At 42.7% G+C, this 26,838-nt stretch carries 1 protein-coding gene and 1 pseudogene; both read left to right on the top strand.

The window, feature by feature from the left end; genetic code table 11:
• The first annotated feature begins 242 nt into the window (after positions 1-242).
• Positions 243-18,431, top strand: coding sequence for a CARDB domain-containing protein (locus tag CYAN7822_RS29520; protein ID WP_013334633.1), 18,189 nt, complete (start codon positions 243-245; stop codon positions 18,429-18,431).
• Positions 18,400-26,838: pseudogene (locus CYAN7822_RS40580) on the top strand (DNA/RNA non-specific endonuclease); the annotation flags it as partial. The gene CYAN7822_RS29520 and the pseudogene CYAN7822_RS40580, both read left to right, overlap by 32 nt.

Genomic DNA, 26,838 nt, shown 5'->3' with positions numbered 1-26,838 from the left:
TTTAAATTTGTCAAGAGCCACAGGAGCGGTTGCTATAAAAGTAAAAATATCAAGTAAACGAGAAAAATTCAGTTTTTTTTCACTATTTTAGTGATGAGTTTTTCTTTCATTTACCCAGAAAAATATATGAGCTAATGAATGTAAGCTAATCCTCATTTAAGTGGCTGGTTAAAATTAGAAAACAAAAAATACAAAATAGCAGAAAAACTAATCAGTAACCTCTACGTTTAGTTAGAAAGAATATGTACGAATCAGAAAATTGGTCATCATCATTCCATGAGTCAGTAGCCTCGAATTATTTATTCCCCGAGCCGCTAAATCCTCTCAGTCTGTTAAATGGCAATTTAGGATTACCAAACACTAATCCTTTAACAATACCGCTCTCGAATTTGTTAAAAGAGATAGCAATTTTAAAGGAGCCATCAATCAACCCAATTGAAGTAAATAATTTTCAAACTTCGTCAGTTACAGGATTAGTTGGTCTTTCCCTTAATGATCCATTAACTGGCGTTAAAACATCAAACCTCACTGAAAAAGGATTAATTGAGGGTTTATCAGCCGCCATTGATACCCTGGGCCAATTAAAAAATGATTCAACAAAATTAGCCCATCTCCAGGCGGCTTTTGGGAACAATTGGAACCCTCAAACCGGTCAAAATCTAATCAGTGATCTGATTAATTCGGGTGGCGAACTAAAAATCGAAATTTTGCCGGGTTCCCTTCTCAACGCCAAAGGAGCCTTTAGTATTCAAACAAAAACCATTTATCTTTCTCAAGAATTCCTTAGCCAAAATATCGAACATCCAGAATTAATAACCGATGTTTTCCTAGAAGAAATAGGGCATTATTTAGACAGTAAAATTAACCTTCATGATTCGCCCGGAGACGAAGGAGAAATTTTTGCTGCACTAGCCGAAGGAAAAAATTTACTTGAAGATGAACTATTAGCCTTAAAAAACCAAGATGATCATACTACCTTAACCCTAAATGGACAACTTATTTCTATAGAAAATGCAGGGCAAGCCGATTTAGTTGTTAACAGCATTAATACAGCCGCTACAGCCGCTTTACAAGAAACCATATCAGTTACCTGGGGAGTAATTAATCAAGGAACAGAGGCAACGACAAGCGGTTGGTATGATACTTTTTACTTGTCGAATGACACTATTTATGATAGCTCAGACACCTACATTAACGACTTCTACAATAGTGTGACATTAGCAGCAGGAGCAACGAATAGTAAAACGCAATCCCTAAAAATTCCCAACACAGCCCTAGGCAGCCGCTATTTACTCTTAGTCACAGACCGCTACAATTATCAAAGCGAAACCAACGAAACCAACAACACTTATGCAGTTCCCATCACCTTAACCGCGCCCGACTTAACCGTAACCGCAGCATCAGCGCCCACCACAGGCATCGTTGCTAGTACCGTTCAAGCCACCTGGACCGTCAAAAATCAAGGCTCAGTAACCGCTAACGCCGATTGGTACGATTATGTATATTTATCAGATAACGCCGTTTATGATAGCTCAGATCGCAGCTTAAATTATTATTATATTAATACACCAACTCCCCTAGCCGCCGGAGACAGCTACAGTCAAACTCAAACAGTTAACTTGCCAGGAGATGCCCATTTAGGCTCACAATATCTTTTATTTGTAGCAGACCGGGATAATTACCAAGGGGAAACCAATGAAATCAATAATGTTTACTCGGTTCCCATCACCCTATATGCCCCAGACTTAAGCATCACTAGCGCATCTGTTCCCACCACAGGAACCGTAGGCAGTACCATTCCCGTATCTTGGACAGTGAGCAATCAAAGTCCTTATACTGCCGATGCCAATTGGTATGACTATGTTTATCTATCAGATAATACCATTTACGACAACTCAGATCGTTCATTAAACTATTTTTATATTAACTCCCAAACCCCTTTAGCTGCGGGCAATAACTACACCCAAACTCAGAACATTACCTTACCGGGCAATGCGCCAACAGGTCAACAGTATCTTCTATTTGTAGCAGACCGGGATAACTACCAAGGCGAAACCGACGAAACCAACAACGTTTACTCGGTTCCCATCACCCTAAACGCACCTGACTTAACCATTACCACAGCAGCAGCGCCCATTTCTGCCGATGTAGGAACTAACGCCTCAGTATCTTGGACCGTAACCAATCAAAGCAATGTGAGTGCCGCAGCCGATTGGTATGATTATATTTATCTGTCAGATGACACCACATTAGATAATAACGACACCTCAGTTAATTATTTTTCCGCAGCAAGTAAAACCCCTCTAGTCGCAGGTGCAAGCTACACCCAAACCCAAAACATCAATATTCCCGCCCAATCAAAACCCGGGAATCGTTATCTGTTATTTGTCGCTGACCGGGATAAACAGCAAAACGAAACTGATGAAAGCAACAATACTTATGCCGTTCCTATAACCATCAACGGAGCCGATTTAAACGTTACAGGAGCCACCGTCAGCCAAACCGCCAATTTAGCACCAGGTGCTAGTGTATCAGTGAACTGGACAGTCGCCAATCAAAGCAGCATCAGCGCCACAGCCGATTGGTATGATTATGTTTATTTTTCTAATGATGCGAATTTAGATAATTCAGACTCTTACTTAACCTATCAATGGGCAGGAGCAAAAACTCCCCTAGCGGCAGGCTCGAATTACACCTTATCAAGCAACATTACGCTCCCGACTTATAATGCCCTTGGGCAAAGATATTTACTATTTGTAACTGACCGGGATAATAATCAAGGAGAAACCAACGAAGCCAACAACGTCTATGCAGTCCCGATTTCTTTTACCGGTTCAGGTCCGGATTTAACCATCACTTCAGCCACGGCCCCTCAAAATGCAGCCCTTAATGAATCAATTGCCGTTAACTGGAATGTCGTTAACCAAGGGCAAGCCACTTCTGATTATTATTGGTTTGACTACTTTTATTTATCTGACGATAGCGTACTAGATAACAAAGATACTTATATCGATTACGAATATCTCGGAGATGACCTTAATTATCAAGCCTTAGCCGCAGGAGGAAGTTATAATCTCACTAGAAATATTGCTATTCCCAACAATAGTGGTTTAGGAAACCGTTACTTGCTTGTGGTTTCTGATGGGGGTCGCAATCAAATCGAGTTAAACGAAAGTAATAACGTTTATGCCATTCCCATCACCTTAATAGCACCGGATTTAACCGTCAGCAATCTGAGTGCCCCTCAAAACCTGACCGTAAATGCCCCGACTACAGTAACTTGGACAGTGAATAATCCTAGCCAGGTTACAGCACCCGCCACTTATTGGTATGACACATTTTACTTGTCAGATGACCCAATTTATGATAATACAGATACCTATATTACTGATTTTGGGACAGGAACAAACACACCCTTAGCCGCCAACAGTAGTTACACTCAAACTCAGACTTTAACCATTCCCAATAGTCGCCTAGGAAGCCACTACTTATTAGTGGTAGCTGACCGAGGTAATTATCAAGGAGAAAGCAACGAAACCAATAATGTTTATGCAATACCCGTCAACGTTTCAGCACCCGATTTAACGGTAACTGCCGCTTCGGCCCCCGTCTCAGGCGCATTAGGAAACAACATAGGAATATCTTGGACGGTCACCAACACCGGACAAAGCGTCGCCGCCACCGACTGGTATGATTATGTTTACTTATCGAGCAATCCCACTTATGACAGTTCAGATACAAATCTTTCCTATTACTATACAGGTAGTTCCACCCCTCTAGACCCATCAAGTAGTTATACTCAAACTCAAAACCTTACCCTACCCAATAATGCACCAAGCGGCAACCTCTACTTATTATTTGTAGCAGACCGGGACAATTATCAAGGAGAAACCGACGAAAATAATAATGTTTATGCGGTTCCCATTACTATTAACAGCCCTGATTTAACCGTAACGGCGGCCAGCGTCACTCCCTCCACTAACGTCACGCCAGGAAGTGCGGCTTCAGTCTCTTGGACAGTAACTAATCCTAGCACTCTGGATGCCAATGGCTCTTGGTATGACTATATTTATTTATCTGGGGATTCGGTTTATGACGATACAGATAGTTATATTAGCTATGTTTATCACAATAATCTAAGCGCCGGAGCCAGTTACACCGAAAATCAAACCATTAATCTACCTTCAAATGCTGTAGGACAGCGTTATTTACTTTTTGTTGCAGACCGCGACCACTATCAAGGGGAAAGTAATGAAAATAACAATGTTTACGCTGTTCCCATCACCTTTAATGGTACCGGTTCAGATTTCAATGTCACCAGTGCAACGGCCCCAAGCACCGGCATTGTGGGAGACTCGATTTTAGTTAATTGGAATGTCAGTAATATAGGGGCACAAACTACCAGTAATACCTATTGGTATGACTATATTTATCTTTCTAAAGATACGATCTATGATAATTCTGATACTTATCTAACTAACCAATATAGCGGCTATTTTAATAACTATCAAGCTCTAGCCGCCGGAGCCAGCTACAACGCCTCTACAACTATTTACTTTTCCAATGATTTAACTATTGGTGATTATTATTTATTATTTGTAGCCGATAGAAATAATTATGAAAATGAAATTAATGAAGCTAATAATGTTTATTCTGTCCCCTTCACATTAAAAGCACCAGATTTAGAAATTACCAATGCTACTGCCCCGGTAACTGCCTTACCCACTGAGCAAATACAAGTCAGTTGGACAGTTAAAAATACAGGAAATGCAGTAGCGGCAGATGATTGGTATGATAATATTTATCTTTCAACTGATGCCACTTTTGATAATAACGACCAACAATTAAAACAAATTTATACAAATTATTTAAGTCCTCTACAAATCAACAATCAATATAGTATTAGCCAATGGCTTTCTTTACCCAACGTCGCAACCGGAAGCTACTATCTTTTATTCGTTGCTGATGCCTATAATTATCAAGGAGAAAGCAATAACAATAACAATACATATTCCCTTCCCATCGCGTTAGGTTCTCAACAGCCAGATTTAAATATTACCGCCGCCACCGCACCCGCTACGGCAATTGTCGGAGACACCATTAACCTCAATTGGACAGTGAGCAACTCGGGAACCAGTAACGCGCCGGCAGATTGGATAGACACCGTTTATTTATCGCAAGATAATATATTTGATAGTAATGATACCGCCATTTACTCTCAATCAGCCGCCGCCATTTCACCTTTAGCAGCCGGCGGGACTTATAGTTTTAACCCTAACGTCACCTTACCCAACTTCCCATTAGGAAACCGCTATTTAATCTTTGTCACCGATAGTCAATTTGAACAACCCGAAGGCAATGAAAATAACAATATTCGTATCGTTCCCATCGAATTAAAAGCACCTGATTTAACCGTAACCGCCGCCACAACTTCAGCAAGTGCAACTTGGGGACAAGAAATTAATGTATCTTGGACAGTAGCGAATCAGGGTAATATAACCGCACCGGCGAACTGGTTTGACTATTTATATTTATCTAATGATACGGTTTTAGATACTAATGACTTATCCATCGGTTCTATAAACATTGATGCCCAAACTCCCTTAGCTTCCAATAGCAGCTATACTCAATCTTTAAATGTTACCATTCCCAACCAAATTGGGCGAGTTGGCAATCAATATTTATTAATTGCCAGTGACGGGGGAAATAATCAAGGAGAAACCGATGAAACCAATAATATTTATTCAATTCCCATCCTGTTGCAAGCCCCTAATTTAGTAGTTTCGGCCGTAACTGCTCCCACGAGTGTCGCTTTAGGAGAAAATATTAATTTATCTTGGAGCGTTAATAATCAAGGTACAGGGGCAGCATTAAATGATTGGTATGATTATATTTATTTGTCTAGTGATACGGTTCTCGATAATAATGACCGTTATTTAACAAACCGTTGGGCGGGAGATGATACACCCTTAGCGGCTGGTGCAAGCTACAATGGAACACAAACCGTAACCATTCCCAGCGTAACCCCAGGCAATTATTATCTCTTATTTGCCGCAGACCGCAACAACAATCAAGCAGAAACAAACGAAAATGATAATATTTATGCGACAGCCATCAGTTTAGAGGCCCCAGATTTAAGGGTTAAACAAGTAACAGGACCCAATAGCGGTTATTGGGCAGAAAATATCTCCCTCGGTTGGACAGTAGAAAACATAGGAACCGCTCAAGCCCCCACAGACTGGTATGATAGTGTCTATCTATCGACGGACCAAACCTTTAATGCTTCTACTGACACCTATTTAGGGGAATTTTGGACGGGGGACCAAACGCCTTTAGCCGCCGGTTCAAATTATACCTTCACTAAAAACTTTAGCGTTCCGACCTTAGCGGCTGGAAGCTATTATCTTTTATTTATTACGGACCGCTACAACTATCAAGCCGAAACCGATGAAACCAATAACATCTATGCAAAACCCTTTACCGTACAGCCGCCAGCCGACCTAATTGCAACTATCACCAATGCACCTACTACGGTCACATGGGGAGACACCCCCTCGATATCTTGGACAGTAACGAATACAGGGCAAGGAAATGCGGTAGCTGATTGGGAAGACCGGTTATATTTGTCTACAGATGCAAACCTGGACAGTAATGATGTCTTTTTAAACTCAATTTCGGCGGCTAATCAAACGCCTCTTTTAGCTGGTGGAAGTTATACGCTTTCTTCATCCGTAACCATACCCAACCTAACCCCGGGTAATTACTATCTTCTCCTGGCCCCTGATTATAACGGGCAGCAACCCGAAAGCAACGAAACCAATAACCTCGCGGTAGCTCCCTTACAAATTGCGGCTCCTCCTCATGCAGACTTACTGGTAGAAGCGGTTTCAACTCCCTCTACTGCTCTGAGTGGGGACGCGATTCAAGTATTATGGCGAGTTCGTAATCAGGGTAACGCCGTTACCAATAGTAATTCTTGGACAGACCGAGTTATTTTATCAAGCGATGACCAACTCGATAATAATGACTTAGAATTGGGGCGGCTCAATCATAGCGACACTTTAGCTATTGGCGATAGTTATACTCAATCGGCTTCTTATACCCTACCCAACGGCATTAGTGGTAACTATCACATCTTCGTCGTAACAGATATAAATAACCAGGTTTTCGAGTATATCTATGATAACAACAACACCAGCCGCACTGTTAGCCCCCTCGCCGTTACTCGCAAACCCGACCCCGATTTAAAAGTGAGTGCTGTAACCAATGAAGCGACAGGACAACCCGGACAAACTCAGACGGTTTCTTGGACGGTGAGTAATGCCGGAGTTGCCCCGGCAGTAGGGGGTTGGGTAGATCGCATCTATCTATCCCCTGACGGAAGTTTAAATGGAGCAACCCTACTGAGTAGTGTTACCCGCAATGCAGACTTAGCAGTGGGAGAAAATTATACCGTTTCTCAATCGGTACTGTTGCCGCTAGTAAGCGATGGAACCTACAAAATAATAGTCGTAACAGACGCAAATAATACGTTATTTGAAGGCACAGGCGATACAAATAATTTAACTGTTGGGGCTAATTCTTTACAGATAGGTCATCCAGATTTAACTCCCACTATCACCTCTGCCCCAAGTAATGCGACTTCTGGCACAACCATTCCCTTCGCTTGGACAGTACAAAACATCGGTTCAGCCGCCACCTTAACGAATTGGAAAGATAAAATATATCTCTCTTCGGATACCAGTTACGACGGGAGAGACATCCTATTAAAAGAAATCATTAGAAACACTTCTTTAGCCGCACAAGATAGCTACTCATCCCAAATTAACCTAGACTTGCCCATAGATGTGAGTGGAAATCGTTATTTACTCCTCGTCACCGATGCAGAAGCAAACATCAACGAGGGGGGCGCAGAAAATAACAACTTAGCCCAGTCTGCCTTAGCCATTACCCTTGCTCCCTACGCAGACTTAGCGGTTTCTAATGTCACGGCCCCAGAATTAACCATTGGTGACCCGGCTTCAGTGACTATCGGTTGGAAAGTGAGCAATAACGGAACAGGAGCAGGGCGAGTTAATACCTGGGAAGACCGAATTATCGCTTCAAGAGACGCAATAGTCGGTAATGGGGACGATATCATTCTCAAACAATTTACCCATAGTGGCGCTTTAGAAGTGGGGGCAAATTATACCCGTTCTGAAACCTTTGCTTTACCTCCCGCTTTTACTGGACAATATCAATTATTTGTACAAACTGATGCGACGAATCAAGTCTTCGAGAATGGTTTAGAAAGTAATAATAGTGCGGCGGCGGCTAATCCTTTTGGGGTAATGCCTATTCCATATTCAGACTTAATTGTAGATAGCGTTAACGCCCCGGTAAGCGGCAACAGTGGACAAGCGGCGACGGTTTCTTGGACGGTCAAAAATCAGGGTATCGGGACTACTAGCAGCAATTCCTGGTCAGAAACCCTCAGTTTAGCCACAGATGCCGCCGGACAAAATATTATCGCTAATTTAGGAAGTTTTGAGCATATTGGTTCTCTTGCGGTAGGGGGTAGTTATAGCCGCAGCGCAGAGGTAACCCTTCCGAATGGACTGAGTGGGCAATATTATTTCGTCGTCAGCACTGGAGGGCCTTTTGAATTTATTTACGATAACAATAATCAAAAAGTCTCGAACGTAACAGCAGTAACTTTAAGTAATTCTCCAGACTTAACAGTAACGAATATTACCGCGCCGCCCGCCATGCTTGCCGGTGAGAAAGCTGACATTACCTGGACCGTCAATAACTCAGGAATAGGGGATGCGGCGGGTACCTGGACAGACCAAATTTATTTAAGGGCAGCCGGAAACCCTAACAGTCAACTCATTTCTTTAGGCTCTTATACTTATGGCAGTGGACTTCAAGCCGGGAAATCTTATACCCGTTCAGAACAAATAACGCTTCCTTCTACTCTACAAGGACTCTATGAAGTTGTCATCACAACCAATGCAACCAGTACCCTTTATGAACACGGACCACAAGCAAAAGGGAATAACACGACTGTAGATGACGCTACCTTGTTACTGAGTTTACCTCCACGACCTGACTTAAGAGTTGAATCCATTATCGCACCCGATACCGTCTCAGCCGGCGGAACTGTATCCTTAGAATTTGTGGTCAAAAATTACGGAACTGTCATTACCACTACCCCCAACTGGCTTGACCGAGTATACCTGTCCTTAGATAATCAAATAAGCGGTGATGACCTCTCTTTAGGAGACTTTAATAACGCCTCTGCCCTCGACGCAGGTGAAAGTTACCGCACCACCGCTAACACGCTAGTTATTCCCCGGCGCTTCCGAGGACAAGTCTATCTCATTGTACAAACGGATGCAGGCGGACAAGTTAACGAATATCCTCAAGAAGACAACAATATTCTCACCAAAGCATTATATGTGAATCCCTTGCCCCCGGCAGACTTAGTAACCAGTAATGTCACTGCACCGGACCAAGCTTTTGAAGGGTCACAAATAGAAGTTCGCTACACCGTAACTAATAAAGGGATAGGAGAAACAGACCGCGATGGTTGGACAGATACAATATGGTTAACCCGAGATAAAAATCGACCTTCTCCAGTTGCTCAAGGAACGCCCCCTCAACCCGATGATATCCTACTGACAACCATCGGACACAACGGTTCCTTAAAAGTCGGGGAAAGTTACGGACAAACCGCCACGGTTACTCTACCGAGTCAAATCACCGGTCAGTGGTATATTACCCCTTGGTCGGATGCTTACGATGTCATCACCGAAGACACTCTAGACATCAACAGCAACCCAGATGACCCCAACCAACTCGATAGTAATAATTATAAATCTCGACCCATTACCGTATTACTGACACCGCCGCCAGATTTAGTCGTCACCTCAGTAACCCCAACTGCTACCGCAACAGGAGGAGGACTTTTTAACGTCAATTGGACCGTTAAAAATCAGGGCGCAAACGAGACCACTGGTAATACTTGGTCAGATACCGTTTATTTATCCGACAGTCCCACCTTAAACACCCCTGGTGGCAAATATTGGCAACTGGGAACCGTTCAACACACGGGAACCCTCGGAGTAGGACAAACTTACACCGGACAACTCAGTACCCAATTAACACCCGGCGCATTCGGTCAATATGTCATCGTTAAAACTAATTCAGGATTTGAACCCACTTGGGAAGGGCCTTATAACAATAATAACGAACGCTCCGCCGCCACTAACGTCACTAACGCCCCCGCCGACTTAATTGTCAGTTCTGTTGTAACCACCCCCAATAACTTCTCAGGAGAACGCACTACTGTAAAATGGACCGTCACCAATACTGGGGCCCCCACTTGGGAAGGTACACGCTACTGGTATGATGAAGTATGGTTATCTCCCGACTCCACCTTTATTCCTTCTCGCGCTCAAAAAGTCGGTTTCTTCCTACACAGTCAAACGGGACCTTTAACAACCGGAGAAAGCTATACTCAGACCCAAGACATTACCTTACCAGCCGGCATTGACGGAAACTATTATGTTTATGTCAGTACCGATTATAGCTATGATTACAACACGGCTCGATTTAGTGGCGAAATCCCTCGTTATGGTGGCGATAATACCTCTTCAAGAGAAAGTTTTGAATATCGAGTTTTTGAAGATACTTCTAATAACTTAAATAGTGCCGCCTTAGCGGTTACCTATCGAGAACCCGACTTACAGATAAGCAATTTAACCACTCCTCAAACGCCGCAATTATCGGGTCAAACGGTTGATTTAAGCTGGACCGTTACCAACTCGGGAACCCGAGATACTCGTCAAAATTCTTGGATAGACCGAGTTTATCTGTCTCGTGACCCGTCTTTAGATTTAGCGGATGTCTTTTTAGGAGAGTATACACGTCGAGGCCTGTTAGCCGCCGGAAGCAGTTATACTCAAAATGCTCAAGTTACCTTACCTGATGGAATTTCTGGAGACTTTTATTTATTAGTCTTTACCGATTCAAATGTTTATGAATATAAACGAGGTAACTTAAATCTTAATTTTGAAGGCGACCAAAAATTTGCCCGAGTTCCTGAATTTAAAGATGAAGGAAATAATATTAGTTCTAATGCCCTAAGAATTAATTTACAACCACCTGCCGATTTAAAAGTAACTACTTTAACCATTCCTGAACGGGCAAAAGTGGGTCAATCATTTAATCTATCTTATACGGTTACTAATACCGGAGTAGGGGATACACCGCCGCGCCAAAATAGCTGGCAAGATTTAATTTATTTATCTCGAGATCAATTTTTAGACCTACAAACAGACCGTTATTTAGGTTACACTGAACATACAGGACAATTATTAGCCGGACAAAATTATAGCGTTAATAAAACCCTCGCTTTACCGAACGATTTAAGCGGGCCTTTCTATGTCTTTGTACTGGCTGATTCTCAATATCGAGTTTTTGAAGGCACTAACGACGGCAACAACGCCACCCCTAGCACTCAACCTTTAATTATAGAACTCCCCCCACCGGCAGATTTACAAGTTAGCACCATCACCCTTCCTCCCAATGCGAAATCCGGTGATTCAGTACGATTTAGCTGGACAGTAAGCAATCTCGGGGATAACCCTGCCCAAGGGACCTGGACAGATGCGGCTTATCTGTCTACAGATGCAATATGGGATATCAATGACCGTCCTGTTGGGCGCGTTACCCATAGCGGCACTTTAGGCACGGGAGAATCTTACACCTCTACTTTAGATGCTACTTTACCGCCCGCAACACCCGGTCAATACCGGCTCATCGTCCGTCCCGATATCTTCAATCAAGTTTATGAGGCCGAAGACGAAGCGAATAACCGTACTGCCTCGGCCAGTACCCTAAATGTTACGGTAGAAGAACTACAATTAGGAGTCCCTCTACAAACCACCCTCAACACAGGGCAAGAGCGATTATATCAAGTCAATGTAGGCATAGGGCAAACCTTAAAAGTTAAAGTTAACTCAGCCGCCACAACAGCCGCTAATGAAGTCTTTGTCCGCTTTAATAATGCCCCTACCGGTATTGTCTATGATGCCGCCTATACAGGGCTTTTAGGTCCCAACCAATCAGCAGTTATTGCCTCAACCCAACCAGGAACTTATTATGTCTTAGTACGCGGCTATTCAGAACCGACCAATAATACTCCCGTTACCTTGTTAGCAGATGTCTTACCCTTCGGAATAACCGATGTAATAACAGACCAAGGAGGAGATAGCCGCTATGTCACCACTAATATTCTGGGGGCACAGTTTAATCAAAACGCCATTGTAAAATTAGTTCGTCCGGGCATCGCTGAAGTTGCACCCGTGCGTTATCAGGTAGTCGATAGTACCAAAATAACAGCTATCTTTGACTTTACCGATGTTCCTCACGGTTTATATGATGTTAAAGTCATTAATCCTAACGGACAAGAATCTATCGTTCCCTATCGTTACTTAGTTGAGCGGGCGATTGAGCCAGATGTTACAGTAGGGTTAGGCGGGCCGCGAGTGCTTGCTCCTGGAGATACGGGAACTTACGGCGTTTCTGTCAAGAGTTTAACCAACCTCGACACTCCTTATGTGAATTTCCAATTTGGCATCCCTGAATTAGGCACAAATTCAGAAGTTTTCGGATTACCCTATGTCGTCTTTAGTTCTAACCTGCGCGGCAGTCCCGAAGGTTCAAATACAGATGTACCTTGGGCGAGTTTAGTATCAGATACCAATCAAAACGGAGAAATTCTGGCCCCTGGATATATTTTTGATTTACCGACAGCCGGTTTTGCTGGACAAACCTTTAATGTTCAAACCTATCCAGGATTATTAGAAAAATTAAAACAAGACCCCACCGCTCTAGATGATGTCCCAGACGATCAAATAGCCTTCACTTTCCACATTTTAGCCAGTGCTACCGCTTTAACCCGCGACGAATTTATTGAACAACAAAAAGCCGAAGCCAAAAAATTAAGAAACGCCATCCTTGCAGACTCCACAGCATCACAAGCGTTAACGGTACTGGCGGCTGATATTAACACTTGGACTAATGCTTATTTAGCCGCCCTAGAAGAAGCCGGTTTCTTACGTCCAGAAAACCAGGCCCCGCCTATCCGCCAAAATCCTCTAGTTGTCAGTCTTTTATCTACTCTCGCTACAGGAATTTTACTCGGTCCGGTAGGGGAGCAAGTCATCTCTAATGGAAATCTCATCAGTTTCTTCGAGAAAATTCGTCAATGGTACGGCGATAAACCTGGTCAAACTGGAGTCGCATCACCCCCAGATGCTAAACAATTCGACTTAGGATTATCTAAACCCACCCATTACCAAGCATTTAATGTCTATGTACCCTTTGGGGAAGCGGCTGAAGATTTACCCCCGGCTGTTCCTATTCCGCCGCCTTCTTTTGCCAGTTTCTTTAATGCGACAGGGACCGTTAGCAACCTGGCCAACTTAACAGGTCCATTAGGGTATGGGAATGAAAACTTTATCCCCACAGACACGAAACTTCCCTATACGATTCGTTTTGAAAATGCGGCAACAGCATCGAGTAGCGTCAGTGAGGTTCGCATTGTAACCCAACTTGACGAAGATTTAGACCCGAGAAACTTCCAATTAGGGGACTTAAGAATAGGGGATATACAATTGCATATTCCTCAAGGACGAGGTGCATTCCAAGGGGATTTTGATTTTACCCGTACTAAAGGCTTTATTTTGCGAGTTAGTGCCGGACTAGACCCCCTATCTAATACCGCAACTTGGTTACTACAAGCGATTGACCCCAATAGCGGCGAAGTCCTCACCAATCCTAATATAGGATTATTACCCCCGAATACAGCCAATGGTGCTGGTACGGGTTTTGTCACTTATAGCGTTTTACCAAAAGACGGTTTAGCGACCGGAACCCAAATAACAGCCCAAGCACGAGTATTTTATAATACGGCGGCTCCTATCGATACCACAACCATAAGCAGCATTATTGATGGAAAAGCACCCACTTCAACAGTGACAGTAACCCCACTCGGGGCCGGTAGTTCTAATTATGAGGTGAAATGGACTAGCACCGACGATGAAGAAGGAAGTGGTGTTAAGTATGCGACAGTTTATGTAGCAAAAGACGGGGGAGACTTCAAGATTTGGAAGCAGCAAACGACAGATACTTCTGGGGTTTATGCAGGAGAAGCGGGACATACTTATGAATTCCTAGTTTTAGCCACAGATAACGCCGGTAACACCGAAAAACCCGGATTAGGAATTGCCGCCCCCGATGATGGAGGAGCAGTTAATTTAGGAAGCTTACCCACAAGTGATGAAAGCACACAACCAGATTTAGGCACTTTACCTCCTCCTTCCCCTACTCCTTCTACAAATTCCCTTTTTATTGAAGCAAAAGAAAATATTCCGGCGGCGGTTCCTGCCACTCGTGCATCAGAATTTGATCTCGTCCTACGCCCCTTTAGTGCCTCGGCCTTTGCTACGGGAATTCCCACCAGTCACGCTAACATAGCACCTCTGGCCTTCGTTACGCTTGCGGATGGTTCAGTGATTGCCAGTGGCGGGGCAAATCGAGGTTCATTGTATCGTTTTTCCGAGACGGGAGGACCTGCCGGCAATCCCCTCTCGACCCTAAAATATCCTATATTTGACCTCGCTTTAGACCGAGAAGGTAGCCTTTGGGCAACTACTGGCGGTGGACCTTTGGTTAAACTTGATGTTCAAAGTGGGCAAATTTTACAAGAATATGGAGATGGACTCACTCAAGCTTTAGCGATTGATAGTCAAAGCGGCTTAATTTATGTTTCTTCTGGGGATGGAATAGAAATTTTTAACTCCATTAGCGGAACTTTCACTCATTATAGTGATTTACGAGTAGATTCTCTGGCTTTTGCCCCTGATGGAAAACTTTGGGCGACAACTTGGCCCTCAAGAGGTAACATTGTTCGTTTTGATGCCACCGGCAAACCTCAACGGATGCTACAATACGATTCACCTGTGGATTCTATCGCTTTTGGTACTGAAGGAACGCGGCTAGCCGGCTTACTCTTTGTTTCCAATAACAACGGGGAATTAAAAATGGTTGACTTAGCCACTCTCGAAGCGATTACAGTCGCTAGTGGGGGAACTCGTGGAGAAAATATTAAAACTACAGCCGATGGACGAGTTTTATTAAGTCAATCAGGTCAGATTGATGTTTTAAATCCCCTTTCTGCGCCGCTAGTTGTCTCGACTAACCCGCCACCTGATGCAGTAGTTCCTTTACCTCAAGGCAATATTACCATTACTTTTGATCAAGATATGTATGTGGGGACGGCCACTGACTCTGCATCTGTCCTTAATCCGGCTAATTATCAACTAATTAGTGCTGGCAGCACGATAACCCCTCGCTCAGTGCAATATGACCCCGCTACTCGCTCAGTTTTACTCTCATTTAATACTCTCATTCCGGGTGCTTATGAACTTCGAGTAGATGACAACCTTCAAAGTGCCGCCGGAATAACCCTTTCTCAAGACTACCGAGAAAATTTTACGGCGATTTCAGATTTCTTACCCTATATCGATTTACAATTTAGCAACCCGCGTTTAGACCGACAAAATCAAACCGTCTCTTATGATATAACTATTACTAGCCACGCGGATTATGATTTATTACTGCCGCTAAAACTGTTATTAGAACCGCCCACGAGTTTTACTGGACAACCGCTAGATGGAGTAAAAACCACTAACGGAGGTTATCTAATCGATTTAAGTAGCAGTCTCCCCGATGGGCGTTTAAAACCCGGTCAATCTATTACTAACCGGACCATTACCGTCTATGACCCTGATGCATTAAGAATCGAATTTGCTACTAGCTTATATGCTCTGCCCTATCCCAATCAAGCTCCTGTTATTACCTCTAATCCCCTCACCCGTGCAACGGTAGGAGAGGCTTACAGCTATCAAGTAGTAGCGAATGACCCTGATGGTAACACTTTTAGCTATCTCCTCAATAATGCACCTTCGGGAATGACCATAGATGCAAATACGGGATTAATTACTTGGTTGCCGACGGCGAGTAGTTTGGCCAGTAATAAGGTAGATTTGCAAGTATATGACGGGCGTGGGGCATCCGCGACTCAATCCTTTACGATTGAATTAACTGGCGGCAACCGTCAACCGGTATTTACTCCCATTCCCCAAGAAATCCGGGGCGCAGAAGGACAACCCTTTACCTTAACCTTAAACGCTACTGACCCGGATAATAACCGCCTCAATTTCTGGATTAATAATCTGCCCCCGGGTGCAACCTTTAATCCTCAAACCCGTCTTTTCAGTTGGACACCGGGTTATGATGCGGCAGGTACATATAAAGATGTAGAATTTGTCGTCAGCGATGGGTTAACTCAAGTTATTCAAACGACGACTTTCCTCATTGCACCCACCAATCAAGAACCGAATTTAATTAAGCCGGCAGAACGAACCGTCCTAGAAGGGGATAATGTTCGCATTCAATTACAAGGAAGGGACGCAGAAGGGGCAACCTTAACTTATAGTAGCAATATACTGCCCGGTGGTGCCACTATCAACCCGAATACTGGTGTATTTGAATGGACACCCACTTTCTTCCAAGCCGGAGAATATAATATACCCTTTACCGTCAGTGATGGAGAGACGACTCATACTGAAACAACGAAAATCACGGTACTTAATGTTAACGCGGCTCCGGTTTTTGATAATTTAGGCGTTTGGCAAATTCAAGAAGGTCAACAAGTTCGCTTCCGTGCTTTTGCTTTTGATGCAGATAATCCCGGTTTTGTGCCGCAAGAACGTAATAATGAAGGAACGTTAACCATACTTGAAGGTAGTGACCCCACTGTTACCTACATTGCCAGCAATCTCCCGACAGGGGCTAGTTTTGACCCAGAAACCGCCATCTTCTCTTGGACACCTGGATTCACCAGCGCCGGAACTTATAATGTCACCTTTACCGCGACAGATAACGGCGATAACACGGGTGTAAATGCTTCTTCTACCGTCACAGTTCCTATTACCGTCTTTAATACTAATCGTCCTCCCGAAATCGTTGAACTGGGTAATAAGACCCTAAATTCCGGTCAAATCCTCGAAATTCCCATTAGTGCGACGGATGCTGATAGTGACCCCATTACCTTAACGGCAAAAGGATTACCCGGGTTTGAAATTCCCTCTTTTGCTACCTTTATCGATAATGGAGATGGAACCGGATTACTCCGCTTAACGCCTACTGCTGATGACGGCGGAAATTATACAATAACCCTCACTGCAACCGATAATAGAAATGGCGGACCGACAATTCAATCTGATACTTATTCCTTTGTCGTATCGGTTAATGCTCCCAATGCGCCGCCTCACCTCAACTACATCGGTGATCAAGTGGCCGTAGTGGGTGAGTTACTAGAATTGTTAGTCCAAGGAAATGACCGCAACCAAGAAAACCTCAGCTTTAGTTCTGTCGGTTTACCGAGTGGCGCAACGTTAACCCCCACTTCTGTGTATGGACAAGCACGCTTCTCTTGGACTCCCACCAATGCAGATATAGGCACTCATCCGGTTACTATTCGCCTCACAGACGGCGGTAACGGCGATCCCAATCAAATTCTAACCGATGAGCTAACCTTTAACCTCGTCACACGCACCAGCAATCAAACCCCCGTTTTAACTCCAGTAGGCAATAAAACCGTCAATGAAGGACAAACTTTAACCATTAACTTGTCAGCAATTGATGGGGATGGAGATAAACTGACCTACAGTGCTACCAATTTACCCAACGGTGCCATCTTAGATGCTAAACTCGGAAAGCTTACCTTTGCCCCCAATTTCTCAAGTGCAGGAATTTATAGCGGAATTGTCTTAAAAGCAAGTGACGGAAACCGCAGCACTACAGAAACTATTTCCATTACCGTTAATAACGTCAATCAAGCACCGGTTATTGCACCTTTACCCATACAACCTGGACAAGAAAACACTGAACTCTCATTTAACCTTGCCGCCGGCGACCTAGATAATGACCCGTTAGTTTACTCGGTGATTTCTGCTTTACCCACAGGTGCATCTTTCGATCCGCGCACTGGTAAGTTTACCTGGAAACCTGGATACTCTCAAGCCGGGGATTATGTCTTAACCTTTAAGGTAACTGATCCAACGGGTGCAATTGATACTCAAGATGTCGCCCTCAAGATCGCAAATGTTAACCGCACCCCAATGATCGCTGTTTCTTCTCATGGGGTTGCTTTGGCTGAAAAACTCGAATTTTTCGTCAATGGAACTGACCCCGATAGCGGCACACTCTTGACTTACGGGATTGATAAGTTACCTCAAGGAGCAACTTTAGACGCTACTACGGGTAAATTTAGCTGGACACCTAATGCCGGACAAACCGGGAGATTATGCGGTTAACTTTACCGTTTCTGATGGGGAATCTACTGTATCTAAAGCCGCCTTATTGCGAGTGACGACCACTCCGGCCACCCCGGCGGTAACAATAGATTTGACTCCTAGCTTCCCGGCTGTACCTGGACAAAAAGTTTTAATTCAAACCGTTGCATCGTCTTTAGCAGATATCACTAACATTACGGCTAAAATTAACGGTCAAACTCTGACTTTAGATAATCAAGGTCGATTTGAATTTACCCCTACTGCTTTTGGCAGCTATACGATCCAAGCAACTGCTACTGATGCAGATGGACGCACCGGCAGCACTACTCAAATACTTAAAGTTCGTAACCCTCTAGATATAACTGCCCCAAGTGTCGCTTTGGCGGCTGGATTACAGGGAAATATAATTAATACAATCACGCCCATTATTGCTACTGTTGATGACATCAATCTAGACCAATGGCTGTTAGAAATAGCTGATTTAGGTGAGGATAATTATGTCACTTTAGCGAGTGGCAATACTGCGATTAATAACGCCGCTTTAACCCAGTTTAATCCCTCTACTTTCTCTAATGGATTCTATCAACTGCGCTTAAAAGCAACTGACCTGAGCGGCAGAACCAGCACAGCACAAATCGCCTTAGAAGTCAATACGAATACGAAACAAACTCAGTATAAACGCAGCGAAACCGATGTAAGTCTGTCTTTGGGCGGTGTACCTCTGTCTATAGTTCGTGTTTATGATTCTCTCAATGCTGATGAAAGCGGACTTTTTGGTGGCGGTTGGCGACTCGGGACAATAGAAACCAACATAGAAACCGATGTACCCAAGAGTGAGCAGGAGACTCGAGGAGTTTATAATCCTTTCCGTATTGGGACTCGTCTATATTTAACCTTACCCACCGGTGAGCGAGTGGGTTTTACCTTTGCCCCCGAACGTCATCAAATTTCGGGGTTAACTTATTACACACCGGCATGGGTAGCCGATCCAGGAGTTAATTATACCCTTACCAGTGCAGAGACTCAGTTAACCCTTGCGGGTAATCGTTTGTACCAATTAAATAGTGGTAATCCTTATAATCCTGCTAGTAAATTGTTTAAAGGGGCTGAATATACTCTAACTGCACCAGATGGGACAGTATATGAACTCTCCACAGAACGGGGTGTAGAAAAAATTAAGGCTACAAACGGAACTGATTTAATTTACAGCGATAGCGGCATTACCAGTTCTAGCGGGGAAGTGGTTAGCTTTATTAAAGATAAATTAGGACATTTAACTCAAATTACCGCCCCAGATGGAACACAAGTTATCTACCGTTATGATGAGTCAGGAAAATTAATTTCTGCTCGCAATTTAGCCGCCGGAAAATCGAGTCGTTACGGTTATTCTCTTGAGAAATTAACCTTAGCAACCGGTTCTCCCGGAACTCCCGGAGAAATGATTTCCTATAGTTCTACCCCTCAAATAAGGACAATTTTAGGAGATTTAGGAAGCGCGGCCCAATTTAATACCACACCGACAGAAGGCACATTAACTGCTAATGATGCGGCTCGTTATACCTTCAGCTTACGAGATTCGGAACTGGAGACTACTACTAATGGGGTTGTGGTGATTGGAGTAGAGGTACAAGGGGTAACGCCTTCAATTCCGATGCTAACTGGATTAACTCCCCTAGTAACTCAACAAGATAATAATAGTACCTACGCTTTATTTGCTGTCTCTCGTGCCGGATTAAATCTGATTGAATTTAATAGCTTAAATGGCGGAGATTACTCGTTACAAGTATCTGTCGCCGGAGATGTTAACCGTGATGGGTTAGTGGATGGGTTAGATGGACAATTAATAGCGGCTGCATTAGGAACTCAAGCCGGGCAGACAGGTTATAGCACGACTCTTGATTTAAATCGAGATGGGGTTATCAATAGCACAGATGTGCAAATTTTAGGCGGCAATTACGGCTTTATTGCTAATCGCGCTCCCGTAGTCAAACCTAAAACCGTTTTGACTCATACAGATTTAGAAGCCATCATTTCTTTAGAGGATTTAGCTACTGATCCAGAAGATGATCCCATCTATTACCGTTTCCTTAATCCTGTTAATGGAACACTCAAATTTAGTCCAGATGGGCAAAACGTTCAATTCTTACCGACAGAAAGCTACAGTGGAGCGGCTAGTTTTGAAATTATCGCTGATGACGGATTTAGTCAAGCCGCAGCGACAACAGTAACAGTTAATGTGAGTAACGCACCTTTAGTTAACCTAGACTTTAAGCAACGGAACCCGCGTTTAGAAATTAATCAAAATACTCAATTAGTAGCTATCGGAGACTTTGCCGATCAACAAGATGTCATTTTAAGTCCTTCTTACTTAACCTTTGCTTCCGATAATGCAACTGTAGCAACGATTAGCGGCACAGGGAACGTCACAGGTTTAAGCGATGGGGTATCGGTGCTAAGTGCGTCGCGTAATGGAATTACAGCAGTAACCGCTACAAGAGTCGGAAGACAAGCAACACCGACGACAGAGGCAGAATTAAATGTAGCCATTGCTGAACAATACGGATTAAATCTCTATCCCCAAGCAGTGACATTAACCGAAGGAATAGAACGAAAACTTTTGGTTCGATTAAATGGAGTCGAAAATTCAGTTAATTTAGCCGCTACTAGCAACGGAACACGCTACTTTGTCAGTAACTCGAATGTATTAACAGTAGATGAAAATGGCATAATTACCACGCTTCAAGAAGGTATCGCTAATGTAACTGTAGTCTACGGAGCATCTGAGGCTGTTGTGCCTGTTCATGTCGAATCACCTCACATCGGTGCTACTACATTAGGCAAAGATGGGGGAATTGTCCAAGCGAGTGATGGATCATTAGTAATGTTAGGACAGGGGGCATTAAGCACAGACACAACGGTTAGCCTGACTCCTGTGCAATTACAAAATTTAACTGTGCCTATTCCTGAAAAATTTGACTTTAAAGGCGCATTCCAATTAAATGTAGGCAATGATCCCTTAAATATTCCTGCTCAATTAGCAATACCCGCCCCGGTAGACTTAGCACCAGGTACAGAAGTCTTCTTTATGAGAGAGGGATCGCTTCCAGATGAAACGGGAACATGGAATCCTATTTGGTTAATGGAAGAATCTGGTATTGTGGGTTCTGATGGTTTCATTCGCACTCAATCTCCACCTTGGCAAGGAGCTAGATATTCAGGCACTTATAGCATTGCCGTACCCAAATTTACTTATTCTCAATTACAAGTCACTTTAGCTCAAATTGCTGTTGGTACCGGTGCTGCTTTAGCATTTGCCGGAGTCGCAACTTTAATCGATCCTAAACTTTCTGCATTGACCTATGCAAAACCTGACTATATCGTCGGTACGGGTCTTCTGGCGGCTGGAATAGGAATACTTGCCGTAGTAGTACCAGCATTAATAGAAGCTTCTGAGAGAGAAATAACAGTTCTCACAATTCCAAAAGTTGGTCTTCCCTATAGAACTACTGCTGGCGTACAAATCAATCCAGGACAAATACCTACAGCTTCAGTATCGATTGCACCTCCTACCACCCCTACATTAAACCCAGTTATCAGTGGCGTAGAGTTAAAATATGAACAGATAGATAACAATGTCGTCACTCCAGTCGCTTACCTGACAGGTACTAATTTCGGTAACGACTTAAACAGTTTGGATGTAGAATATGTTACTCCTGATGGAAGAACTTATCAGTTGAGAAAACTAAGTCAATTTAGCAATCTAATAGATGATCCAAATACTACGGTTATTGAACCTCAGAAGATTGCTGTCGAACCCACTGACCAAGAATTCTTTAGAGCGCCTAATCAAATCAAAATTAAACGGAGAGTTCCAGTTAATACAATACCAAGACCTGGCCAAAATCCAGATACAGAAACCGAATTTGAGAGCGAATTCGTTAAATTGCCCACTTTAACTTGTGTTGAATTGGCTTTAGAACCGAGAGCGTCTGGCGACAGTTTGGCGATTACCAATACCAGTAATCCTCTTCATGTGATTGGAGAAACTGGTAGTCAAGATCTCTTACAAAGTATTATCCCTGTAGGGCTGCCTAATCGAGTAGATCGACCTACATTTGTAGCGGTTAATGATTATGCTAACGCCGCTTATGTGTCTTTAGAAAGATCTGGGCGTGTTGCCGCAGTGGACTTAATGACTCGGCGACAGATCAATACTACCCATATAGACCCCAATAGTCCTAATTTTGATCCAACAATTGATCTAGGTAGCGGGGCAAAACCTGGGGCTATTGTAATTGGACCTAGAAGTCAATATGCTTATGTGGCGGATACTCGTTCTTTTAATGGACGAGGCAAGATTTATGTTATTGATATTAATCCTAACTCTAGTACATACAACAAATTATTTCAAACCATTGATGTAGGGCCCACAATTGATGGTTTAGCACGGATGGCGATGAGCAGCGATGGGCGTAAACTTTTCGTTACCACTACTCGAGGTTCTAGTTCTAGTAAAGGGAAAATTTTAGTTGTTAACATTGATTTAAATGACCGGGGTAGTAGTACCTGGAACAAACAAATAGGAACAATTGATGGTGGTCCAGGTACATTTGCAATTAGTTCTGTTGCCTCTGATCCTCATAAAATGGTCTTCACTAATCGTTATGAAGAATCTCAAGGTATAGGAGTTATTAGCTTTACTGACAATCCTGCCAACTTCCAGGCTACTACCACTTATGGAGCTTTAGGTTTAGGCAGCACAAATGATGAATTTGATGTTAATGAAGCGGTAGGAATTACAGTTACAAAAGATGGAAAATATGGCTTTGTAGCAGGTCGTAATAGCCGCTTATTGGGAAGTGGAATTCCTAGTATTGATGGCTCTCAAGCCGGTAGTAATATTGGTATTATCAAATTTGATGAAGGGTTAACTAATCCTCGCTTAGTAGCGGCAACTCGACCCATTCCTGATGCTTGGACTTATGGAGTAGCCATCTCAAATCAAAGTAAATATCTCACGGCTAATTATCCAGGGGTTGACAGTATTTTCAAATTTAATGTCGAAGAAATTATTAAAACTATTGAACATCCTGAAAATTATGTCATCGATCAATTGGGAAGAGGGCTTTATTCAAATTCCTCAATTAATTTTCTAAACCCTGGGCTTTACAATCCTCTCAATACCCATCAAGCAACTCAGGCCGATTTAGAAAAATTTGCGATTGATGATATTAATCCTAATATCAGTGTTGCTTCAGATTTACGGCGTTTACCAAATTTGATAGGAAACATTATTAGAAGGTATCAATATGGTGTACCTAACGGATCAAATACTGCACCAATAGGCATTGGCGGTAATCCTTATAGTGTTACAGAGGCTTCTTTCAGAGATTTACTGAAATTGGTTAAGCCAAAACAAGATGGAGTTGCTCTTGATAATCCTCGTCAACCGACTTTTACCTGGAGTTTACAAGAAGGAGATAATGATCACAACGAAGATGAAGAATGTATTCCTTTACCCGAAGGACCAAAACTAAAATCAATTAATCTTTTTGTTAGTGTATTCCCAGAAAATCAAGGGCTTCTACCCACTGATCGACTGTACAAAAATAACGGAACATCAGGCTTTAGCATTCCTGGTTTTACTAATCCACAATTACTAGAAGATAGTAGCGTTCTCCAAGGTTTTAATAAGAAAGAACTATTAACAGGGCCCTGGATTGAAAAGGGCAGAGATATTCGAGATTATAATCCTAATCGAATTCTGACAGCCACTTGGACACCTAATGCAGAGGATTCACAAATAGGAACTTGGAAATGGGGTAATGAGGTAAAAGCTAATGCTCCCTATAACGAATTTACTCTCCCTGAAAACCTTAGCTTAACGGGAGGTCAGAAATATTATTGGGCAGTGCGAGGGACTTATGTCGATGGATTAGGGCAAGAAACCACCAAAGAAATTATTAAAAATGAAAGTTTCACTACTCCTCTTGACAAACCTTTTGCAGGGACAACGCCGTTTAGTAGCGTAACTGTTTTAACACGCGGCTTTGAATTTAACAGTGGTGGGGTCGATCAAGAATTTGAAGAAATCGCTAACCGCCTCACTAGCACCCAAAATGGCGGGGGATTAGTTTTACATTACAATGCCAATACGGGGGCTTGGGATAACGAAAACCGACTCAGTGCTAACCTCGGTAAGCCTATTGTCTTATTACCGGGGTGGGTTGGCTCTAATACCGCGAATTCGGGCTATTCTGAAGCGGCAGCCGATGCTTTCTATGCGGCTTTAGTAAGGCTAGATCAAAAATTGGGAGGAACCATAGGAGGTTATGACGCTCAAGGCAATTTAAATCGTACTCAAGGATCGCTGTTTAATTCGCCCTTACATTTTATTGGTTTTGGTCAAGGGGCTGTGATCAACGATGAGATTATTCAACGCTTAGGAACTTTTTATCCGAATGCAGGGGGCCTCGACAGAGACCATCGAGACCTTCAAATGACTACTATTGACCCTCATGATTTCGTTCAAGCGTCTTTAGGCCCCCAATTTGATAATGTTCGTGAACCTGAGATCAAAGTTTGGAATAATGTTACCTTTGCCGATAACTACTACCAAACAACTCCTAATTTACAACCTGGTCAAACAACCTTAACCTTTGCTGGACGTGCCCTAGATGGTGCAGATGTCAATGTGTTTTTAGGAGGAGTAAATAATGAGGGAGCTTTTGATTCTTCAAGTCGTGTAGGATTTACCGTAGATGATCGATCAGGAAATGCTCACTACAGAACCTTAGCTTGGTATGCGGGTAGTTTAAATCTCAACATGACTCAGTTCCCGCCAAATAGTAATCCTATCAGTTCTATTTATCGTCGGCGCAGCGATTTACACTACGATGATTTATTCGATTCCAATCATCCACAAGCCAACCCCTGGTACACTCCCAATCATACTAAAGCCAGTTATGAACTTGGGGAGATTAAGGCTCCTTGGGAAGGAATTGGAACAGGTTGGTTTTACTCGGTTTTAGGAGGAGGAGGAAATACTCTTTATCGACCTGCACAGGATTTAAATCGGCGAGTTTCGGTATCTGAAGACAATACTTATAATGTCAATATGCAAGGAAGAATGCGCGGGGATTTTGCGGTTCCTACCTTGTTTAATGGAAACTTTGACGCTATCACTACCCAACTTAACTCTCAAGCTATTCCAGGGTGGTCTTATTACAATAATGGCTCTATAAGAGCGCAAGACCGTCTTATTGACCGTCAAACACTCACTGGAGTTTTTAATCCAACAATCGAGAAAAATTATGCTCTCTTACTTAGTGAAGGTCGAGAGTTTATTCATAACCGCTTTGTGGTTCCAGATTGGGGTGCATTGCGCTTTGATTTGTACACTCTACAATTAGGCGGATCTGTAGAGGTTTCGATACAATCTGAGCAACCTGGGTTTGAGAATTACAGTTTAGGCACAATTGATTTAACCGCGACTGACCCATCAAATTCCCCAGCATCTTATTTAAGTAACATTAATAAGATTGCTTATGGAACACAAGGATTTGAAACTTTTCATTTAAATATTCCCAATGCGTTAAGAGGTAAAATAGCAACTCTTACTTTTAAAGCTATTTCGGGGACTGCTTATTTAGATGATGTGTTTTTTGAAAGTAAAAATTTATTAATGGGTAATCCCTCTCAAGCTAGGTACACTCCAGAAAATGTCAATGCTTATGCTAATAATTATTTAATTGAAAAACCTCAATATGCCATTTCTTACAACAGCACTGCTAAAGGTCCTAATTGGGCTAGTTATCAACTTAATAAATCTTGGTTAGGAACTGTAAATACTCGTCCTCGTTTTGATACAGATCCTTTATTACCTTTTTCTAATGTAGTTCAACCTAATGATTATCAAACGACTTTTTATACTGCTGGACATTTAACCGATGCAGCAATTAGAAATAGAAATGATAAAGATTATTATTCAACTTTCTTATATTCTAACACCCTTCCTCAAGCCCGAGAAATGAACAGTGAGGTTTGGGCAGCATTAGAAACCTATTTGAAAGATTTAGTTAAAAACCAAAATCGAGAAATTTATATCATAACAGGAGGAAGAGGAAGACTTAATGACGATCCAGTATGGCAAGACCTCCTACAAAACGATACTGTCTTTCAGGGTAATATTCAAATTCCTTCTCATTTTTGGAAAGTAGCTATTGTTTTAGAAAAACCTGGTTTAACTCCAAATAATCTTAGTGATAAACAAAATGGAGGAATCGTCGATTTAATTGCAGTTGACATTCCTAATGACTTTACTGATCCAAGTTTTGATCCAAAATTAAGCCCAGATAGTAGAAATTGGCAGAAATGGAAACAGCCTGTTGATTTAATTGAATCTTGGACAGGTTTGGATTTTCTGGCT

It is taken from the genome of Gloeothece verrucosa PCC 7822 (genome assembly GCF_000147335.1).
GTDB lineage: Bacteria > Cyanobacteriota > Cyanobacteriia > Cyanobacteriales > Microcystaceae > Gloeothece > Gloeothece verrucosa.
Note: the sequence above shows the minus strand (reverse complement) of the source record. Positions and strands in the feature narration are given on the sequence as shown.

Excerpts from the sequence above, each read along its gene's own strand:
- CYAN7822_RS29520 (WP_013334633.1), top strand. The coding sequence starts at position 243 with ATGTACGAATCAGAAAATTGGTCATCATCATTCCATGAGTCAGTAGCC.